Origin of the sequence: Streptomyces sp. NPDC094032 (assembly GCF_040303965.1) — a bacterium.
Lineage (GTDB): Bacteria > Actinomycetota > Actinomycetes > Streptomycetales > Streptomycetaceae > Streptomyces.
The window spans coordinates 252,212-269,546 of record NZ_JBEOUE010000004.1 but is presented as its reverse complement, the minus strand read 5'-3'; the positions used below and the strand labels follow the sequence as shown (position 1 = coordinate 269,546).

Below are 17,335 nucleotides of genomic sequence, written 5' to 3'. Positions count from 1 at the left end.
AAGCGGGGCTCAGGCCTCCCGCGCGCCCTCGTACATCTCCTCGATCAGGTGCTGATAGGTCCGCTCCACGACCGGCCGCTTCATCTTCAGGCTGGGCGTGAGCTCACCGTGCTCGATGTCGAGGTCGCGCGGCAGCAGACGGAACTTCTTGATCGTCTGCCAGCGCTGCAGCCCCTCGTTGAGGCGGGTGACATAGCCCTCGATGAGCTTCTGGGTCCGGGGGTCGGCGACGACCTCCGCGTAGGACCTGCCGCCGAGCTCGTGCTCGGCGGCCCAGCCGAGGATGGCGGGCTCGTCGAGCGCGATGAGCGCGCTGCAGTAGTTCCGGTCGGCGCCGAGCACCACGATGTTGGAGACGAACGGGCAGACGGCCTTGAACTGGCCCTCGACCTCGGTCGGGGCGATGTACTTGCCGCCGGAGGTCTTGAACAGGTCCTTCTTGCGGTCGGTGATCCGCAGGTAGCCGTCGGCGGACAGCTCGCCGATGTCGCCGGTGTGGAACCAGCCGTCCGCCTCCAGGACCTCCGCCGTCTTCTCCGGCAGGCCGTGGTAACCCTCCATGATGCCGGGGCCGCGCAGCAGGATCTCGCCGTCGTCGGCGATCCGGACCTCGGTGCCGGGCAGCGGCTTGCCGACGGTGCCGGTGCGGTACGCCTCGCCCGGGTTGACGAAGGAGGCGGCCGAGGACTCCGTCAGGCCGTACCCCTCCAGGATGTGGATGCCGGCGCCGGAGAAGAAGTAGCCGATCTCGGGGGCCAGCGCGACCGAGCCGGAGACGGCGGCGCGCAGCCGCCCGCCGAAGGCCTCGCGCAGCTTCGAGTAGACCAGCGCGTCGGCGACCTTGTGCTTGGCGGTGAGACCGAAGGGCGCGGAGGCGGTGCCGGTGCGGCGGAAGTTGTCCTGGGTGACCTTGGCGTACTCGCGGGCGACCCCGGCCGCCCACTGGAAGATCTTGTACTTGGCGCCGCCGCCCTCGCGGGCCTTGGCGGCGACCCCGTTGTAGACCTTCTCGAAGATGCGCGGGACGGCCGCCATGTAGGTGGGCTGCACGATCGGCAGGTTCACGATGATCTTGTCGATGCGCCCGTCGACGGCGGTGACGTGACCGACCTCGATCTGCCCCGAGGTGAGCACCTTGCCGAAGACATGGGCGAGCGGCAGCCACAGGTACTGCACGTCGTCCTGGGTGACCAGGCCGGTGGCGGCGATGGCCTTCGCCATGTACGACCAGTTGTCGTGCGGGAGGCGGACGCCCTTGGGGCGGCCGGTGGTGCCCGAGGTGTAGATGAGGGTGGCGAGCTGCTCGGCGGTGATCGCCCCGACCCGCTCCCGTACGGCCTCCGGGTTCTTCTCCAGGTACGCCTTGCCGCGGGCCTCCAGGTCGGCGAGGGTCAGCACCCACTCGTCGTCGGTGTCGACGCCCTCGGCGTCGATGACGACCACGTGGTGGAGGTGGGGCAGCTCGGCGCGCCGCTCGACGGCCTTGGCGAGCTGGTCGGCGTTCTCCGCGATGAGGACGCGCGACTCGGAGTCGGAGAGGATGAACGCCGACTCCTCGGCGTTGGTCTGCGGGTAGATCGTGGTCACGGCGGCGCCCGCGCACATCACACCGAGGTCGGTGAGGATCCACTCGACCCGGGTGGAGGAGGCGAGCGCGATCCGCTCCTCCGGCTGGACGCCGAGGTCGACGAGGCCGGCGGCGATCCCGTAGACCCGCTCGGCGGCCTGCGCCCAGCTGAGCGACTTCCACTCGTCGGGACCCTGGCCCGAGGCCGAGGGGACCGGGTAGCGGTAGGCCTCCGCGTCCGGGGTCCGCTCGACGCGCTCAAGGAAAAGGGTCGCCACGGACGGCGGCCGGTTCTCGATCAGGGTCTGTGTGTCGCTCACGACGTCCTCCGGGCGGCGGCGGTGCGGTCAGGCGGTGCGTGACGGCCGTGGCGTGACGACCGTGCGTTCGAACCGTACGTTCGGGCCGTACGTATCTAACTGGCGAGTAACCTTCGAGCGGCTTCAGAGTAGAGCGCCGGAGACTGGCGCGTAAGGGCTTGCATATAACGAACGGGTCCGGGCGCCCTCGGCACCCGGACCCGTTCGTTGCATACGGCAGCTATCTCGCGGCCTTCGGCCGGGGCTACTTCTTGCCCTTGCCGCCCGCCGAGTCGTCGCTGGACAGGACGGCGATGAAGGCCTCCTGCGGGACCTCCACGGAGCCGACCATCTTCATCCGCTTCTTGCCTTCCTTCTGCTTCTCCAGCAGCTTCCGCTTACGGGAGATGTCACCGCCATAGCACTTGGCGAGGACGTCCTTGCGGATGGCGCGGATGGTCTCGCGGGCGATGACCCGGGAGCCGATCGCGGCCTGGATCGGCACCTCGAAGGCCTGCCGCGGGATCAGCTCGCGCAGCTTGGCGACGAGCCGGACACCGTAGGCGTAGGCCGCGTCCTTGTGCGTGACGGCGGAGAAGGCGTCGACCTTGTCGCCGTGCAGCAGGATGTCGACCTTGACCAGGCTGGACGCCTGCTCGCCGGTGGGCTCGTAGTCGAGCGAGGCGTAGCCGCGGGTCTTGGACTTCAGCTGGTCGAAGAAGTCGAAGACGATCTCGGCCAGCGGCAGGGTGTAGCGGATCTCGACGCGGTCCTCGGAGAGGTAGTCCATGCCGAGGAGGGTGCCGCGCCGGGTCTGGCACAGCTCCATGATCGAGCCGATGAACTCGGTGGGGGCCAGGATCGTGGCGCGCACGACCGGCTCGTACACCTCGTCGATCTTGCCCTCGGGGAACTCGCTCGGGTTGGTGACCGTGTGCTCGGCGCCGTCCTCCATGACCACGCGGTAGACCACGTTGGGGGCGGTGGCGATCAGGTCGAGCCCGAACTCGCGCTCCAGGCGCTCGCGGATCACGTCCAGGTGCAGCAGGCCGAGGAAGCCGACGCGGAAGCCGAAGCCGAGGGCCGCGGAGGTCTCGGGCTCGTAGACCAGGGCCGCGTCGTTGAGCTGCAGCTTGTCGAGGGCCTCGCGCAGGTCGGGGTACTCCGAGCCGTCCAGCGGGTACAGACCGGAGAAGACCATGGGCTTCGGGTCCTTGTAGCCGCCCAGGGCCTCGGTGGCGCCCTTGTTCAGGGAGGTGATCGTGTCACCGACCTTGGACTGGCGCACGTCCTTCACACCGGTGATGAGGTAGCCCACCTCGCCGACGCCCAGGCCGTCGGAGGCGGTCATCTCGGGCGAGGAGACACCGATCTCCAGGAGCTCGTGCGTGGCGCCCGTGGACATCATCTTGATGCGCTCGCGCTTGTTGAGCTGCCCGTCGACGACACGGACGTAGGTCACGACACCGCGGTACGAGTCGTAGACCGAGTCGAAGATCATCGCGCGGGCGGGGGCGTCGGCGACGCCCACCGGGGCGGGGATGTCCCGGACCACGCGGTCCAGCAGGCTCTCGACGCCCATGCCGGTCTTGGCGGAGACCTTGAGGACGTCCTCCGGCTGGCAGCCGATGAGGTTGGCCAGCTCCTCGGCGAACTTCTCCGGCTGGGCGGCCGGGAGGTCGATCTTGTTGAGGACCGGGACGATGGTGAGCTCGTTCTCCATCGCCAGGTACAGGTTGGCCAGCGTCTGCGCCTCGATGCCCTGCGCGGCGTCCACCAGCAGGATCGTGCCCTCACAGGCCGCGAGCGAACGCGAGACCTCGTACGTGAAGTCGACGTGCCCGGGGGTGTCGATCATGTTCAGGATGTGCGTCCGGCCCTGGTCGGCCCCCTCGGTGGGGGCCCAGGGCAGACGGACCGCCTGGGACTTGATCGTGATGCCGCGCTCGCGCTCGATGTCCATCCGGTCGAGGTACTGGGCACGCATCTGCCGCTGGTCGACCACACCGGTCAGCTGGAGCATCCGGTCGGCGAGCGTGGACTTGCCGTGGTCGATGTGCGCGATGATGCAGAAATTGCGGATCAGAGCCGGGTCGGTTCGGCTCGGCTCGGGCACGTTGGTAGGAGTCGCGGGCACGCAGGGTTCTCGTCTCGGGCGATGTTCAGAACGGATACGTAGGCTCCATGGTCCCATGACTGCGGTCCGGCGCTCGGTTTGGGCGGGGTGGAGCACGGCTGATAAAGTGGACAGCTGTGTCTCGTATGCCCCCTCGGCCGCGTGGCACATCCAGTAGGAACATCGAACCTGTAAAGGCTCTTTTCGTGGCGAACATCAAGTCCCAGATCAAGCGGAACAAGACCAACGAGAAGGCGCGCCTGCGTAACAAGGCCGTCAAGTCGTCGCTCAAGACCGCGATCCGCAAGGCCCGCGAGGCCGTCGCCGCCGGCGACCTCGAGAAGGCCACCGTTGCCTCTCGTGCCGCCGCGCGTCAGCTCGACAAGGCTGTCTCGAAGGGTGTCATCCACAAGAACGCCGCCGCCAACAAGAAGTCGGCGCTGGCCACCAAGGTTGCCACCCTCCAGGGCTGAGCTCTGATGTGAACGGCCGCACGGGAATCCAGCGGGCCCTCTAACCGCTCCCGTCCGGCCATCCCGGCCACGTACGCGAGACGCGTTCGCCACGCGTGTACGGGCCACCCACAGCATGAAACCGCGGGCCCCGCCGCCCTCCTTCCCCAGGAGAGCGACGGGGCCCGCGGCGTGTTCTGCCTTATTTCGGGTGGGGGCTCGGGTCAGCCCCGTCGCATCCGCGCCGCCCGCGCGATCGTGACGACGGCCTTCTCCAGCGCGTACTCCGGATCGTCGCCGCCGCCCTTCACCCCCGCGTCCGCCTCGGCGACCGCCCGCAGGGCGAGGGATACGCCGTCCGGGGTCCACCCGCGCATCTGCTGCCGCACCCGGTCGATCTTCCACGGCGGCATCCCCAGCTCGCGCGCGAGGTCCGCGGGCCGTCCGCCCCGGGCCGAAGAGAGCTTGCCGATGGCCCGGACGCCCTGGGCCAGGGCGCTGGTGATCAGGACGGGGGCGACACCCGTCGACAGGGACCAGCGCAGGGCCTCCAGGGCCTCCGCCGCCCGCCCCTCGACCGCGCGGTCCGCGACCGTGAAGGAGGAGGCCTCGGCGCGGCCCGTGTAATAGCGCCCGACGACCGACTCGTCGATCGTGCCGTCCACGTCCGCCGTGAGCTGCGCGACCGCGGCGGCCAGCTCGCGCAGGTCGCTGCCGATCGCGTCGACCAGCACCTGGCACGCTTCGGGCGTGGCCGAGCGGCCGAGCGAGCGGAACTCCTGCCGCACGAAGGTCAGCCGCTCCGCGGGCTTGGTCGTCTTGGGGCAGGCCACCTCACGGGCGCCCGCCTTGCGGGCCGCGTCGAGCAGCCCCTTGCCCTTCGCGCCGCCCGCGTGCAGCACGACGAGAGAGATGTCCTCGACCGGCGCGTCGAGATACGCCTTGATCTCCTTGATCGTCTCCGCCGGGAGGTCCTGCGCGTTCCGCATGATCAGGACCTTGCGCTCGGCGAAGAGCGAGGGGCTGGTCAGCTCCATGAGGGCGCCGGGCTGGAGCTGCTCGGGCGCCAGGTCGCGGACGTCCGTGTCGGCGTCGGCGGCCCGGGCCGCCGTCACCACCTCGCGGACCGCGCGGTCGAGCAGCAGGTCCTCCTGGCCCACGGCGAGCGTGACGGGGGCGAGGAGGTCGTCGGTGGAAGTCTTTCTGGTGGCCATCGCGATCCAGCATCCCACGGGCCACCGACAGCCGGGCCATCGTCGAGAATGTGCACGTGAGCGATGTGAGACACGTACTGGTACTCCCCGACCGCGACGCCGCCGAGGAGGTCGCCGAGGCCCTGCCCGACGCCTTCGGCCTGACGGAGGAGCCGCAGCTGGTCCGGGACGCCCTGGCCGGCGAGGACGACGCCGAGGACGCCCAGTGGCTGGTGATCGTGGAGGACCCGAGCGGTCGGCTCGACCCGGCGGCCCTGGACGCGCTGGCCGCCGAGCACGACGGCTGGCTGGAGGCCCCGTAGACGGGGTGTGGGGCGGGGCGGGGCTCAGCCCTTCTTGGGGACGATCTGGATGTCGAGATCGATGGTGATGCTGGAGCCGACCGCCGCGATGCCCCGCGCGAGCAGCGTCTGCCAGGTCAGCGTGAAGTCCTCGCGGTGCAGCTCCGTGGTCGCCCGGCAGGCGCACCGGGTCTCGCCCTCCAGACCGCTGCCGATGCCCAGGTACTGGGTGTCGAGGGTCACCGTGCGGCTGACGCCGTGCAGGGTCAGCGCACCGGTGACGCCCCAGCGGCTGCCGCCCCGGTGGACGAAGCGCTCGCTGTAGAACTCCATCGTCGGGTACGCGCCGACGTCGAGGAAGTCGCCCGAACGCAGGTGGTCGTCGCGCATCTGCACGCCCGTGTCGATGGAGGCCGCGTCGATCACGACGTGCATGGCCGACTGCTCCATGCGCTCGGCGACCCGGATGACCCCGGCGAAGCCGTTGAAGCGGCCGTGGATCCGGGCCAGGCCGATGTGCCGCGCGGTGAAGCCGATCTGGGAGTGCGCCGGGTCGATCTCCCAGTCGCCGGGCTCGGGGAGCTGCGGCTGGGGCGCGACCTGGAGCGTCAGGTCGCCCAGGCTGGTATGCCCGTGCTCGGTGACGACGGCGGCGCCGCGGTACGGCGTGTAGCCCTCGGCGGTGACCGCGAGCCGGTACTCGCCCGCCGGCACCGTCGCGAGCACGCTGCCGTACGGGTCGGTCTCCCCCGCGAGGACCTTGCGGCCCGCCGGGTCGCTGACCACGAACTCGGCCTGGCGGACCGGCTCGTTGACGGGGTCCAGGACCCGGCAGCTCAGGACGCCCGCCGACGACGGGACCGTGAGCCCCGCGAGCGGGCCCCCTCGGCCGGCCGCGGAGCCGCGCTTGCCGAACAGACCACCGAACATGTTCACGTACCCCCGGACAAACCACCGACAACCGCCGGATTCCCTCACCGACGAAGACGCATTCGATCACTGTTGCGATGTTCGAGGCAAACGGCGTAAGTGTTACCGGGAGTCCGAATGTTCCGCTTGGGCCGGCGCCGGGGCCGGCTCCCGCTCCGGCAGGTCCCGCAGGCGCGCCAGTGGCGAGGGCAGCACCCAGAGCACGGCGAGGACGGCTCCGGCCGTCGCCAGCCACAGCGTGGGCCGCAGCCCGAAGGCCGTGCCGAGCAGACCTCCGGCGAGCGCGCCGAGCGGGCGGAAGCCGTGGTTGAGCGTCCGGAAGGCGCCCATCACCCGGGACCTGATCGCGTCGGGTATCAGCGCCATCTGGAACGAGCCGGCGGCGATGTCCGCCACCATCACCCCGGCGCAGGACAGGAACTCGGCGACGAACAGCAGCCCGATCACCAGCGGCAGCGGCCCTCCGGCGAGCGGTATGAGCAGCAGCGGCAGCGTGAAGGCGACGAAGCCGGTCACGACCGACGGGCCGACCCCGATCGCTCGGACCACCGGGCCGCCGCACGCCGCCCCGATCAGACCGCCCACGGCCCCGGCCGCGAGCACGGCGCCCAGCACGCCCGCGCTCAGACCGAGTTCGGCCGTCGCGTAGAGCACGAAGAGGGTGTGGAACATGTAGTTGAAGAACTGGACCGTCCCGGAGGCGGCGAACAGCGCGCGCATCGAGGGGTTCCGCACCACCCAGCGCAGACCCTCGGCGAAGTGGCCCTTCTCGACCGGGGCGGGCGGCGGCTCGACCGGGCGGATCCGGGCCAGGTACCCGGCCGAGACGAGGTAGGTCAGCGCGTCCGCGAGCAGCGCGAAGGGCGCGGTGAGCACCTGCACCAGCACACCGCCGATGCCCGGCCCCGCCAGCCACGCCATCGAGCGGCTGCCGTTGACCAGCGAGTTGGCCTGCACATAGCGCTCGGTGGGGACCATCGCCACGAACAGCGTGGTGTTGCACACCTCGAAGAGCACGGTGAGCGCCCCCACCCCGAAGGCCACCGCGTACAGCTGACCGAGGGTCAGCGCGTCGAGCAGGTAGGCGACGGGGAGGGTGAGGAGCAGCGCCGCGCGGCCGAGGTCGGCCGCGATCATGGCGCGCCGCCGCCGGGCCTGCCGGTCGGCCCAGGCGCCGAGCGGCAGGTTGAGCAGCAGCGCGGGCAGCAGCTCGGCCGTCTTGAGCCAGCCCATCTCGGCCGCGTCCGCGCCCAGGACCAGGACGGCGGCGAGCGGGAGCGCCATGAGCGAGATCTGGTCGCCCACGAAGGAGATGGTCTGCCCGGTCCAGTACCGCCGGAAGGGCCGCTCGCGCAGCAGCGCGGGTATGCGGTCGACGATGGGCATCGCTCACTCCTCCCCTGCGCCGAGGTCGCGGTCCACGAAGGCGAGCCGGAGGATGCCCACGGGGCGGGCGCCCTCGGGCCGCCGGGCGGGGTCGCCCTCCCGCTCCTCGTAGGGGCGCAGCAGCTCCTCGATCCGCTGCCCGAGGCCGGTCAGCTCCTCGGCGGTGAGGTGGAGCAGCGTGTCGCCGAACTGCTCGGCCTCCCGCCACTCCGCCGGCAGGCTCTGCCGGTTCTCGATGGCCTTCAGGACCCGCTGGAAGTAGTGCTCCGCCGTGGCCGCGCTGAGCGCGTCCGCCGCCTGGGCGACCGCGGCGTCCTCACTGCGGTCCGGCCACTCGGTGAACCTGGCCGTGGCCCGCCAGGGCTTCTCCCGCCCCTTGCCGCCGGGGGCCTGCTCGACAAGCCCGTACTTGGCGAGTATCCGCAGGTGGTACGAGCAGCTGGCCACGGACTCGCCGGTCAGCTCGGCCGCCTTGGTGGCAGTGAACGGGCCGCTCCTGCGCAGCAGGCCCACGAGGGTCATCCGGGTGGGATGCGCGTAGGCCCTAAGGGCGCGTGGGTCGGTGAGCTCGATGCTGTGCGACTGCTCCGTCATGATGGAAACATATCTTTAGAAAGATTCCTTTACAAGGATTCCTTTACAAGGGCTTCTTCACGAGGGCGGGGAACGTGTGCGCCGTCAGCTCCAGGCCCGCCCCCGTCACCGCGATGGCGCCGTCCCGGTCCGTGCTCAGCACCCGCGCCCCGCCGTCCCGCAAGGCCTCCACGGTCAGCGGCGAGGGATGCCCGTAGGGGTTGTCACGCCCCGCCGACACCAGCGCCAGCCGGGGCCGCACCGCCCGTATGAGCCCCGGGTCCTGGTGCGCCGAGCCGTGATGGGCCACCTTCAGCACGTCGACAGGCGGCAGCGACGGGTACGCCCGCAACAGACCGCGCTGGGCCGGCGGTTCGAGGTCCCCGAGCAGCAACAGGCTCACCCCGCCCGGAGCGCGGACGAACAGCGTGACGCTGGCGTCATTGGCCCCGGAGTCCCCTGACTCGCCGGAGTCCCCGGACTCCCCGGACCTGGCGGACTCCCCGGACCTGCCGGGCTTCCCAGGGGCGGGGCCCGGCCACAGCACCCGCCACTCCAGCGGGCCCAGCACCCGCCGCTCCCCCGCCCCCGCCCGCACCAGCGGGACCCCCGCCGCCGCGGCCGTCCGGCGTACGAACTCCGCCTGCTCCGGCGGCTCCACCAGTCCGGTCGTCTGGATCGCGCCCACCGCCCGCCCTCGCAGCACCCCGGGCAGCCCGGCCACGTGGTCCGCGTGGAAGTGGGTCAGCACGAGCAGCGGGATCCTGCGGACCCCCAGGTCCCGCAGGCACCGGTCGACCGGCTCCGGCTCGGGCCCGGCGTCCACCACGACGGCGGTGTCCCCGCCCGCCGCCAGCACGGTCGCGTCACCCTGGCCGACCTGGCACATCGCGAACACCCAGCCCGGCGGCGGCCACCCGCTCACCAGCCGGACCAGCGGCGGCGGCCGCACCACCGCCAGGAGCAGCAGCACCCCGCAGCCCGCCCCGATCCACCGCCGGTACGGCAGCCGACGCGCGCCGAGGACCACGAGCCCGGAGAACAGCGCCAGCAGCAGTCCGCCCCACCACCCGTCCGGCCAGTCCGTCTCCGCCCCCGGCAGCCCCGCCCCGGCACGGGCCACCCCGGCGATCCACCCGGCGGGCCACCCCGCGACCCACGCCACGGCCTCGGCGGCCCCCGGCCACAGCGGAGCGAGCCCCAGGGCGGCGAACCCGAGGACCGTCGCCGGGGCCACCGCGGGCTCCGCGAGGACGTTGGCCGGGACGGCGACCAGACTCACCCGGGCCGCGAACACCGCCACCACCGGCGCGCACACCGCCTGCGCCGCCAGTGTGGCCGCCAGCGCCTCCGCGATCCTGCCCGGCACCCGGCGGCGCCGCAGCGCCTCGCTCCACCTCGGGGCGACCGTCAGCAGCGCCCCGGTGGCCAGGACCGACAGCAGGAAGCCGTAACTCCGGGCCAGCCACGGGTCGTACAGCACCAGGACGAGCACCGCCGCCGCGAGCGCCGGGACCAGCGACCGGCGACGGCCGGTCGCGATGGCCAGCAGCGTGACGAGCCCGCAGGCCGCCGCCCGCAGCACGCTCGGATCGGGACGGCACACCACGACGAAGGCGAGCGTGAGACCGCCCCCGGCCAGTGCGGTGGTCCGCAGCGGGATGCCGAGCCGCGGGGCGAGCCCGCCGCGCTCGATCCGCTGCGCGGCACCGGGCCTGCCGATCAGGAGCAGCAGGACGAGGGTGAGGTTCGAACCGGAGACGGCCAGCAGATGCGTGAGGTCGGTCGCCTCGAACGCGGCCTCCAGCTCCGGCCCGATCCGCGAGGTGTCGCCGACCACGAGCCCCGGCAGCAGCGCCCGCGCGTCCGGGCCGAGGCCCTCCGTCGCCCGCCGCAGCCCGGCCCGCAGGTCCCCGGCGGTGCGCTGGAGCGCGCTCGGCGGCCCTGTGACCCGGGGCGGCCCGGCACCGTCCGCCCGCAGCACCGCCGCGAACGGATCGCCGGCCCGGGCCGGGAGCGCGAGCCGCCCCGTCACCCGCAGCCGGGTCGACGGCAGCAGCCGCAGCCACTCCCCGCGCCCCTCGCCCGCCGCCACGAGGAGCAGGATCGGCGCCCTGGTCCGATGCACGGCGCCGTCCCGGTCCTCGACCCGCACCACCTGGCCCTCCAGGACCACGGAGACCGGCGCCGCCCGGCTCCCGCCCGTCTTGGGCCGGGTGAGCCGTGGATCGGAGGTGACGACCACCTCGGCCCCGACCTGGCCACCGTCCCTGGCGAGCCCGGGGACCGGCCCGCGCCGCAGGTCGGCCGCGTGCAGCCCGCCGGACGCGGCCCCGGCGGCGGCGCAGAGGAGCACTCCGGCACAGGCGGTCGCCCGCAGCCCGCGCCGCGCGACCGGCTTGAGGAGTGGCACGGCCCCGACCAGACAGAGCAGCACACCCGCCACACTCCACCAGCCGACGACACCCACGGCGAGGGCCGCCCCACCCCAGGCCGCCAGAGCGGGCGGCACCAGCCGCAGATCGGCAGGACCCTCGTGCCATCCCCCGGACCACCCGACCTCGGTCTCGCCCGCGCCCCCGGAGCTCATGGCCGCACCAGCGGTTCGAGGTCCGAGAACCGGCGCTCGCCGATCCCGTTGACCTCGCGCAGCTCGGCGACCGACCGGAACCCGCCGTGCTCGACCCGGTGCTCCACGATGTGCCGGGCCAGCACCGGTCCCACTCCCGGCAGGGTGTCGAGCTGTTCGACGGTCGCCGCGTTGAGGCTCAACGGCTGAGCGGGACCCGGCACCCCCGGCAACCCCGCTCCCTGCCCGCTCGCCCCGGCCCCCGGCAGCCCGACCACGACCTGCTCGCCGTCCACGAGGACCCGGGCCCGGTTGAGGCCCGTGACGTCCGCGCCCGGGCGAGCGCCGCCCGCCGCGCGCAGGGCGTCGGCGACCCGGGAGCCCGCCGGCAGCGTGAGCACCCCCGGCCGGCGCACCTTGCCGCCGACGTCCACGACGACCACGGGCGCCGCCGTGGCCGGGGGCGCCGGGACTCCCGGGTCGGTGGGGTCGGGCGCGGCCTCGGGCAGTGGACGGACCGCGCCCACCACTTCAGGCGCCCTGACCCGCTCCGGCCGCCCCGACCAGAAGAACGCGCCCGCGACACCGGCGGCCACCACGAGGACCACGGCGAGCGCGGCCAGCGAGCGCCGTTCGAGCCCGCACCGGGACTGCACCCACAACGGCAGCCGCTCCCGCACCGCGAGCCGCAGCCGCTCCCTCCGCGACGGCGCCGATTCCGGAGGCGGTGGAGGAGGCGGAGGAGCCGGTGGCGGCGGCGGGGGCGCGGGGACGAGCGGGGGCGCCGCCGCCGGGAACAGCGCGTCGCCCCGGCGCCGTACCCCTCCCGGCGCCACCCCGGCCGCATGCCTCGCCCGGGTCCGCCGCCGGGCCCTCCCGTCCGAGCCCGGCGGCCTGCCGGGACCGCTGGTGAATCCGGCGCCACGGGTACGCCGACGGGTCGTTGCGATGTGTGTACGAAGAGTCATGAACGAGACGGTAGGCGGATTCCGCCCCACCCGCCGAGACGCCCCAATTCCAGTGGACAACCACCCAGTTGTGGAAAACCTCGCCACTCGAACGAGGGACCGAGGGACCGACTGTCGAGGATCCCTAAGCCCCCCGCCCACCCTCAGCGCGGCGAGACGACCACCGCGAGCAGCCCCGGCCCCGTGTGCGCGCCGATCACCGCGCCCACCTCGGTGACCTGGAGGTCCTCGATCGCCGGCAGCCTGCCCCGGAGCCGCTCGGCCAGCGCGACGGCGCGGTCGGGGGCGGCGAGGTGGTGCACGGCGATGTCGACGGGGCCCGCGCCGGCCCGTTCGACCGCGATCTCCTCCAGCCGGGCGATGGCCTTCGAGGCCGTGCGTACCTTCTCGCGCAGCTCGATCCGCCCGCCGTCCAGTTCGAGCAGCGGCTTCACGGCCAGCGCGGATCCGAGGAGCGCCTGCGCGGCCCCGATGCGCCCGCCCCGGCGCAGATAGTCGAGGGTGTCGACGTAGAAGAAGGCGGAGGTCCCCTCGGCCCGCTTCTCCGCCGCCGCGACGGCCTCGTCGAGCGAGCCGCCCGCGTCGGCCGTCTCGGCGGCGGCCAGGGCGCAGAAACCGAGCGCCATCCCCACCATCCGGGTGTCGACGACCCGGACCGGCACGGGGGCGTCCTTGGCGGCCACCACGGCGGCGTCGTAGGTGCCGGAGAACTCGGCGGACAGGTGCAGCGAGACGATGCCGCGGGCACCCGCGTCCGCGGCCGCGCGGTAGGCCGCGGCGAAGACCTCGGGGCCGGGCCGCGAGGTGGTCACCGAGCGGCGCTTCTGCAGCGCCTCGGCGAGGGAACGGGCCGAGATCTCGGTGCCCTCCTCCAGCGCGCGGTCGCCGATGACGACGGTGAGCGGGACGGAGGTGATGGCGTGCCGCTCCATCGTCTGGGGTGGCAGGTAGGCCGTGGAATCGGTGACGATCGCGACATGCCGGGACATGAGCGGGAGGTTACCCGCAGGGGGCGGGGCACGGCAGCCCGGCCCCCACCGCTCTCAGGTGGTGGTCTCCGGCCGCGTCGACTTCTCCCACGGATACGGCGTCCGCAGGGGGTCGGGGCCGGTGATCGCCTGCGGCTGCTCCGCCGCGGCGGACGGGGCGCCCGCCCAGCTCTGCCCGTGCTCGGCGGCGGCCGCCGGGGCCCCCGCGTCGGGCCAGGAGGAGCCGGCCGCGCCCGCTGTCCGCCCGGTCGCGTCCATGCCGTCGGCATCCGCTCCGGTGGTCCAGTGGCGCAGGGCCCCGGCCTCCATGTCGATCTGGGCGCTGAGCGAGGACAGCTCGTCCTGGGCGAAGCGGTGGGCCCGGTCCCTGGCCGCCCAGCGCAGCGCGTCGGCGGACTGGGTGACCTGCTCCGTGCGCCGGCGGAGCTCCCCCAGCTGTGCCTTGACCCGCGTCTTGTCCGGCTCCCGTTCGAGCCGCTTGAGGTCCTCGTCCAGCTCCCGGCCATGGGCGCTCAGGCGCTGGAAGAGGTCGAGGGACTCCTTGAGGGAGGCGTCCTCGGCGACGCCCGCCTGGAGCGCGTCCTGGGTGGCCCGCATCGAGGTCCGCAGCGAGAGCCGCAGCTGTGCCAGCTCGCCCGGGACGCCGACCTGTCCGAAGCTCTTGGCGCGCAGGGTCGTGTCCTCGACCGTGCGCCGGGCCTGGTCGATGGTGCGGTCGACACCGCGCTTGGCGGCCTTGGCCACCTTCACCGTGGCGTAGACCCCCAGTGCCACGAAGGCGACGAAGAGCAGCGCCATGATCGTGATCGCGGCTTCCATGTGCCTCGCCCCTCCGGCTGCGGTTGTGGTTCTTCCACGGTAAACGGAAGGGGCAGGCCGAGGGTTCCAACGGAACCCCCAACCTGCCCCCACCCTCCCCCTAGGGGACGTCGGGCGTCAGGCGACGATGTTGACCAGCTTCGGCGCGCGGACGATCACCTTGCGGATCTCGGCACCGCCCAGCGCGGCGACCACGTTCGCGTCGCCCAGCGCCAGCGCCTCCAGCTCCGCGTCGGTGATCGACGGGGAGACCTCCAGGCGCGCCTTGACCTTGCCCTTGATCTGCACGACGCAGGTCACGGTCTCGTCCACGACGTACGCCGGGTCGGCGACCGGGAAGTCCTGGTGGACGACCGAGTCGGTGTGGCCCAGGCGGTGCCACAGCTCCTCGGCGATGTGCGGGGCCAGCGGGGCGACCAGCAGCACCAGCTGCTCGGCGACCGGGCGGGACAGCGCGTCACCGGACTTGGTCAGGTGGTTGTTCAGCTCGGTGATCTTCGCGATGGCGGTGTTGAAGCGCATCGCGGCCATGTCCTGGGAGACCCCGTCGATGGCCTTGTGCAGGGCACGCAGGGTTTCCTCGTCGGCCGGCGCGTCCACGACGGTGGCCTCGCCGGTCGACTCGTCGACGATGTTGCGCCACAGCCGCTGCAGCAGTCGGTACTGGCCGACCACGGCGCGGGTGTCCCACGGGCGGGAGACGTCCAGGGGGCCCATGGCCATCTCGTACAGGCGCAGGGTGTCGGCACCGTACTCGCCGCAGATCTCGTCCGGGGTGACGGCGTTCTTCAGGGACTTGCCCATCTTGCCCAGGACGCGGCTGACCTTCTCGCCCTCGTACCAGAACGCGCCGTCGCGCTCCTCGACCTCGGCGGCCGGGACCGCGATGCCGCGGGCGTCCCGGTAGACGAAGGCCTGGATCATGCCCTGGTTGTACAGCTTGTGGAACGGCTCGGCCGAGGAGACGTGCCCCAGGTCGAACAGCATCTTGGACCAGAAGCGCGCGTACAGCAGGTGCAGCACGGCGTGCTCGGCGCCGCCGACGTACAGGTCGACGCCACCGGTGGGCATGCCCTCGCGCGGCCCCATCCAGTACTGCTCGACGGCGGGGTCGACCAGCGCCTGGTCGTTGTGCGGGTCCAGGTAGCGCAGCTCGTACCAGCAGGAACCGGCCCAGTTGGGCATGGTGTTGGTCTCGCGGCGGTACTTCTTCGGCCCGGCGCCGTCGCCCAGGTCCAGGGTCACGTTGACCCAGTCCTCGTTGCGCGACAGCGGCGTCTCGGGCTTGGTGTCCGCGTCGTCCGGGTCGAAGGTGCGCGGCGAGTAGTCCTCGACCTCCGGCAGCTCCAGCGGCAGCATGGACTCGGGCAGCGAGTGGGCGACGCCGTCCTCGTCGTAGACGATCGGGAAGGGCTCGCCCCAGTAGCGCTGGCGGCTGAACAGCCAGTCGCGCAGCCGGAAGTTGACGGTGCCCTCGCCGATGCCGCGGTCGGCCAGCCAGGCGGTGATCTTCTCCTTGGCCTCGACGACGCCCAGGCCGTCCAGGGCCACGTCCTCGTTGGAGGAGTTGACCAGCTTGGCCTCGTAGGAGGAGAAGGCCTCGTCCCACGTGGACGGGTCGGTGCCGCGCTCGTCCGAGGGCTCGACGACGCAGCGCATCGGCAGCTCGAAGGCGCGCGCGAAGGCGAAGTCGCGGCTGTCGTGCGCCGGGACGGCCATGATCGCGCCGGTGCCGTAGCCCATCAGGACGTAGTCGGCGATGAAGACGGGGACCTGCTCGCCGCTGACCGGGTTGGTCGCGTAGGCGCCGGTGAAGACGCCGGTCTTCTCCTTGGCCTCGGCCTGCCGCTCGACGTCGGACTTGGAGGCGGCCTGCTTGCGGTAGGCGTCGACGGCCTCGGCCGGGGTGGCGTGGCCGCCGGTCCAGACGTCGTGGGTGCCCTCGGGCCAGGCGGCCGGGACGATCTTCTCGACCAGCTCGTGCTCGGGCGCCAGCACCATGTAGGTGGCGCCGAACAGGGTGTCCTGGCGGGTGGTGAAGACCGTGATGGCGCCGGCGTCGCCGACCTGGAAGTCGACGCGCGCGCCCTCGGAGCGGCCGATCCAGTTGCGCTGCTGCAGCTTGATGGCCTCGGGCCAGTCCAGCGCGTCCAGGTCGTCCAGCAGGCGGTCCGCGTAGGCGGTGATGCGCATGTTCCACTGGCGCAGCTTGGCCTTGAAGACGGGGAAGTTGCCGCGCTCGGAACGCCCGTCGGCGGTGACCTCCTCGTTGGCCAGCACGGTGCCCAGGCCGGGGCACCAGTTGACCGGGGCGTCGGAGGCGTACGCCAGGCGGTACTCGCCCAGGACGTCGGCGCGCTCGACGGCGCTCAGGGCGCTCCAGTCGCGGCCGCCGGGGACCTCACAGGTGCCGTTCTCGAACGCCTCGACCAGCTCGGCGATCGGGCGGGCCTTGCCGGCCTCCGGGTCGTACCAGGAGTTGAAGATCTGCAGGAAGATCCACTGGGTCCAGCGGTAGTACTCCGGGTCGATCGTGGCGAACGACCGGCGCTTGTCGTGGCCCAGGCCCAGCCGGCGCAGCTGGACCTTCATGTTCTCCATGTTGGCCTCGGTCGACACGCGCGGGTGCGTGCCGGTCTGCACGGCGTACTGCTCGGCCGGCAGGCCGAAGGCGTCGAAGCCCAGGGTGTGCAGGACGTTGTGCCCGGTCATGCGCGCGTGACGGGCGAAGACGTCGGTCGCGATGTAGCCCAGGGGGTGGCCGACGTGCAGACCCGCGCCGGAGGGGTACGGGAACATGTCCATGATGAACTTCTTGGGGCGGGCCACCACGGCCGCGTCCCCGGCGAGGTCGCCGGTGGGGTTGGGGGCCTCGTAGGTGCCCTCGGCGTCCCAGGCATCCTGCCAGCGTGCCTCGATGTCGGCGGCCATGGCCGCCGTGTAGCGATGCTGGGCCGCCGTCTCGGCAGCCGTGTTGATCTCGGTCATGATCCTTGAAGCTCCATCGATCGTCTCTGCCCACTGCCAGCAACTGCCACGAAACGAAAAAACCCCTCGCACAGGAGGGGGCGCCGCGCCGATGCCGACCGGATCTTCATCCGTCGGGACTGATCAGCGCGGCTCGCTAAGCAGAAGGCGTACGGCACGCATGGCGCCAGGGTACCGCAGGGCC

General features: G+C 72.4%; 13 protein-coding genes. 2 read left to right on the top strand and 11 right to left on the bottom strand.

Features of this window, described 5'->3' with window-relative positions; all coding sequences use genetic code 11:
* Window positions 1-9 precede the first annotated feature (9 nt).
* Window positions 10-1,887, bottom strand: a complete 1,878-nt coding sequence (locus tag ABTZ54_RS09345) for an AMP-dependent synthetase/ligase (protein ID WP_351659006.1) — start codon at window positions 1,885-1,887, stop codon at window positions 10-12.
* Between the two features lie 244 nt (window positions 1,888-2,131).
* Window positions 2,132-4,003 carry a translation elongation factor 4 gene (lepA, locus tag ABTZ54_RS09340; protein WP_351659003.1) on the bottom strand — a complete coding sequence of 624 codons (1,872 nt, stop codon included), beginning with the start codon at window positions 4,001-4,003 and terminating at the stop codon, window positions 2,132-2,134.
* Between the two features lie 185 nt (window positions 4,004-4,188).
* On the opposite strand from lepA, the gene rpsT reads away from it, so the two are divergent.
* The gene (gene rpsT / locus ABTZ54_RS09335; RefSeq protein WP_351659000.1) at window positions 4,189-4,455 is read left to right on the top strand and encodes a 30S ribosomal protein S20; all 267 of its coding nucleotides are present in this window, start codon (window positions 4,189-4,191) and stop codon (window positions 4,453-4,455) included.
* A gap of 203 nt (window positions 4,456-4,658) precedes the next feature.
* Here rpsT and holA read toward each other — a convergent pair whose 3' ends face one another.
* Window positions 4,659-5,648 carry a DNA polymerase III subunit delta gene (gene holA / locus ABTZ54_RS09330; protein WP_351658997.1) on the bottom strand — a complete coding sequence of 330 codons (990 nt, stop codon included), beginning with the start codon at window positions 5,646-5,648 and terminating at the stop codon, window positions 4,659-4,661.
* Window positions 5,649-5,704: 56 nt separating this feature from the next.
* Between holA and ABTZ54_RS09325 the strand changes: the two genes are divergently transcribed.
* The gene (locus ABTZ54_RS09325) at window positions 5,705-5,950 is read left to right on the top strand and encodes a hypothetical protein (protein ID WP_351658994.1); all 246 of its coding nucleotides are present in this window, start codon (window positions 5,705-5,707) and stop codon (window positions 5,948-5,950) included.
* Between the two features lie 24 nt (window positions 5,951-5,974).
* Here the strand turns inward: ABTZ54_RS09325 and ABTZ54_RS09320 are convergent, their stop codons facing one another.
* From ABTZ54_RS09320 to leuS, 8 genes are all read right to left on the bottom strand, one after another.
* Window positions 5,975-6,859: a YceI family protein gene (locus tag ABTZ54_RS09320; RefSeq protein WP_351658991.1), complete on the bottom strand. Its 885-nt coding sequence runs from the start codon at window positions 6,857-6,859 to the stop codon at window positions 5,975-5,977.
* Between the two features lie 102 nt (window positions 6,860-6,961).
* On the bottom strand, window positions 6,962-8,245 hold the full coding sequence (locus tag ABTZ54_RS09315) for an MFS transporter (protein WP_351658989.1): 1,284 nt from the start codon (window positions 8,243-8,245) through the stop codon (window positions 6,962-6,964).
* A gap of 3 nt (window positions 8,246-8,248) precedes the next feature.
* The gene (locus tag ABTZ54_RS09310; RefSeq protein WP_351658986.1) at window positions 8,249-8,839 is read right to left on the bottom strand and encodes a winged helix-turn-helix domain-containing protein; all 591 of its coding nucleotides are present in this window, start codon (window positions 8,837-8,839) and stop codon (window positions 8,249-8,251) included.
* 43 nt (window positions 8,840-8,882) lie between these two features.
* Window positions 8,883-11,408 carry a ComEC/Rec2 family competence protein gene (locus ABTZ54_RS09305; RefSeq protein WP_351658983.1) on the bottom strand — a complete coding sequence of 842 codons (2,526 nt, stop codon included), beginning with the start codon at window positions 11,406-11,408 and terminating at the stop codon, window positions 8,883-8,885.
* On the bottom strand, window positions 11,405-12,043 hold the full coding sequence (locus tag ABTZ54_RS09300) for a helix-hairpin-helix domain-containing protein (protein WP_502997214.1): 639 nt from the start codon (window positions 12,041-12,043) through the stop codon (window positions 11,405-11,407). The genes ABTZ54_RS09305 and ABTZ54_RS09300 overlap by 4 nt, the downstream gene beginning before the upstream one ends.
* A gap of 455 nt (window positions 12,044-12,498) precedes the next feature.
* Window positions 12,499-13,344, bottom strand: a complete 846-nt coding sequence (locus ABTZ54_RS09295; RefSeq protein WP_351658977.1) for a DegV family protein — start codon at window positions 13,342-13,344, stop codon at window positions 12,499-12,501.
* A gap of 54 nt (window positions 13,345-13,398) precedes the next feature.
* Window positions 13,399-14,163: a hypothetical protein gene (locus ABTZ54_RS09290; RefSeq protein ID WP_351658974.1), complete on the bottom strand. Its 765-nt coding sequence runs from the start codon at window positions 14,161-14,163 to the stop codon at window positions 13,399-13,401.
* Between the two features lie 117 nt (window positions 14,164-14,280).
* Complete coding sequence (gene leuS, locus ABTZ54_RS09285; RefSeq protein WP_351658972.1) at window positions 14,281-17,151, bottom strand: leucine--tRNA ligase; 2,871 nt, start codon at window positions 17,149-17,151, stop codon at window positions 14,281-14,283.
* Window positions 17,152-17,335: the final 184 nt, after the last annotated feature.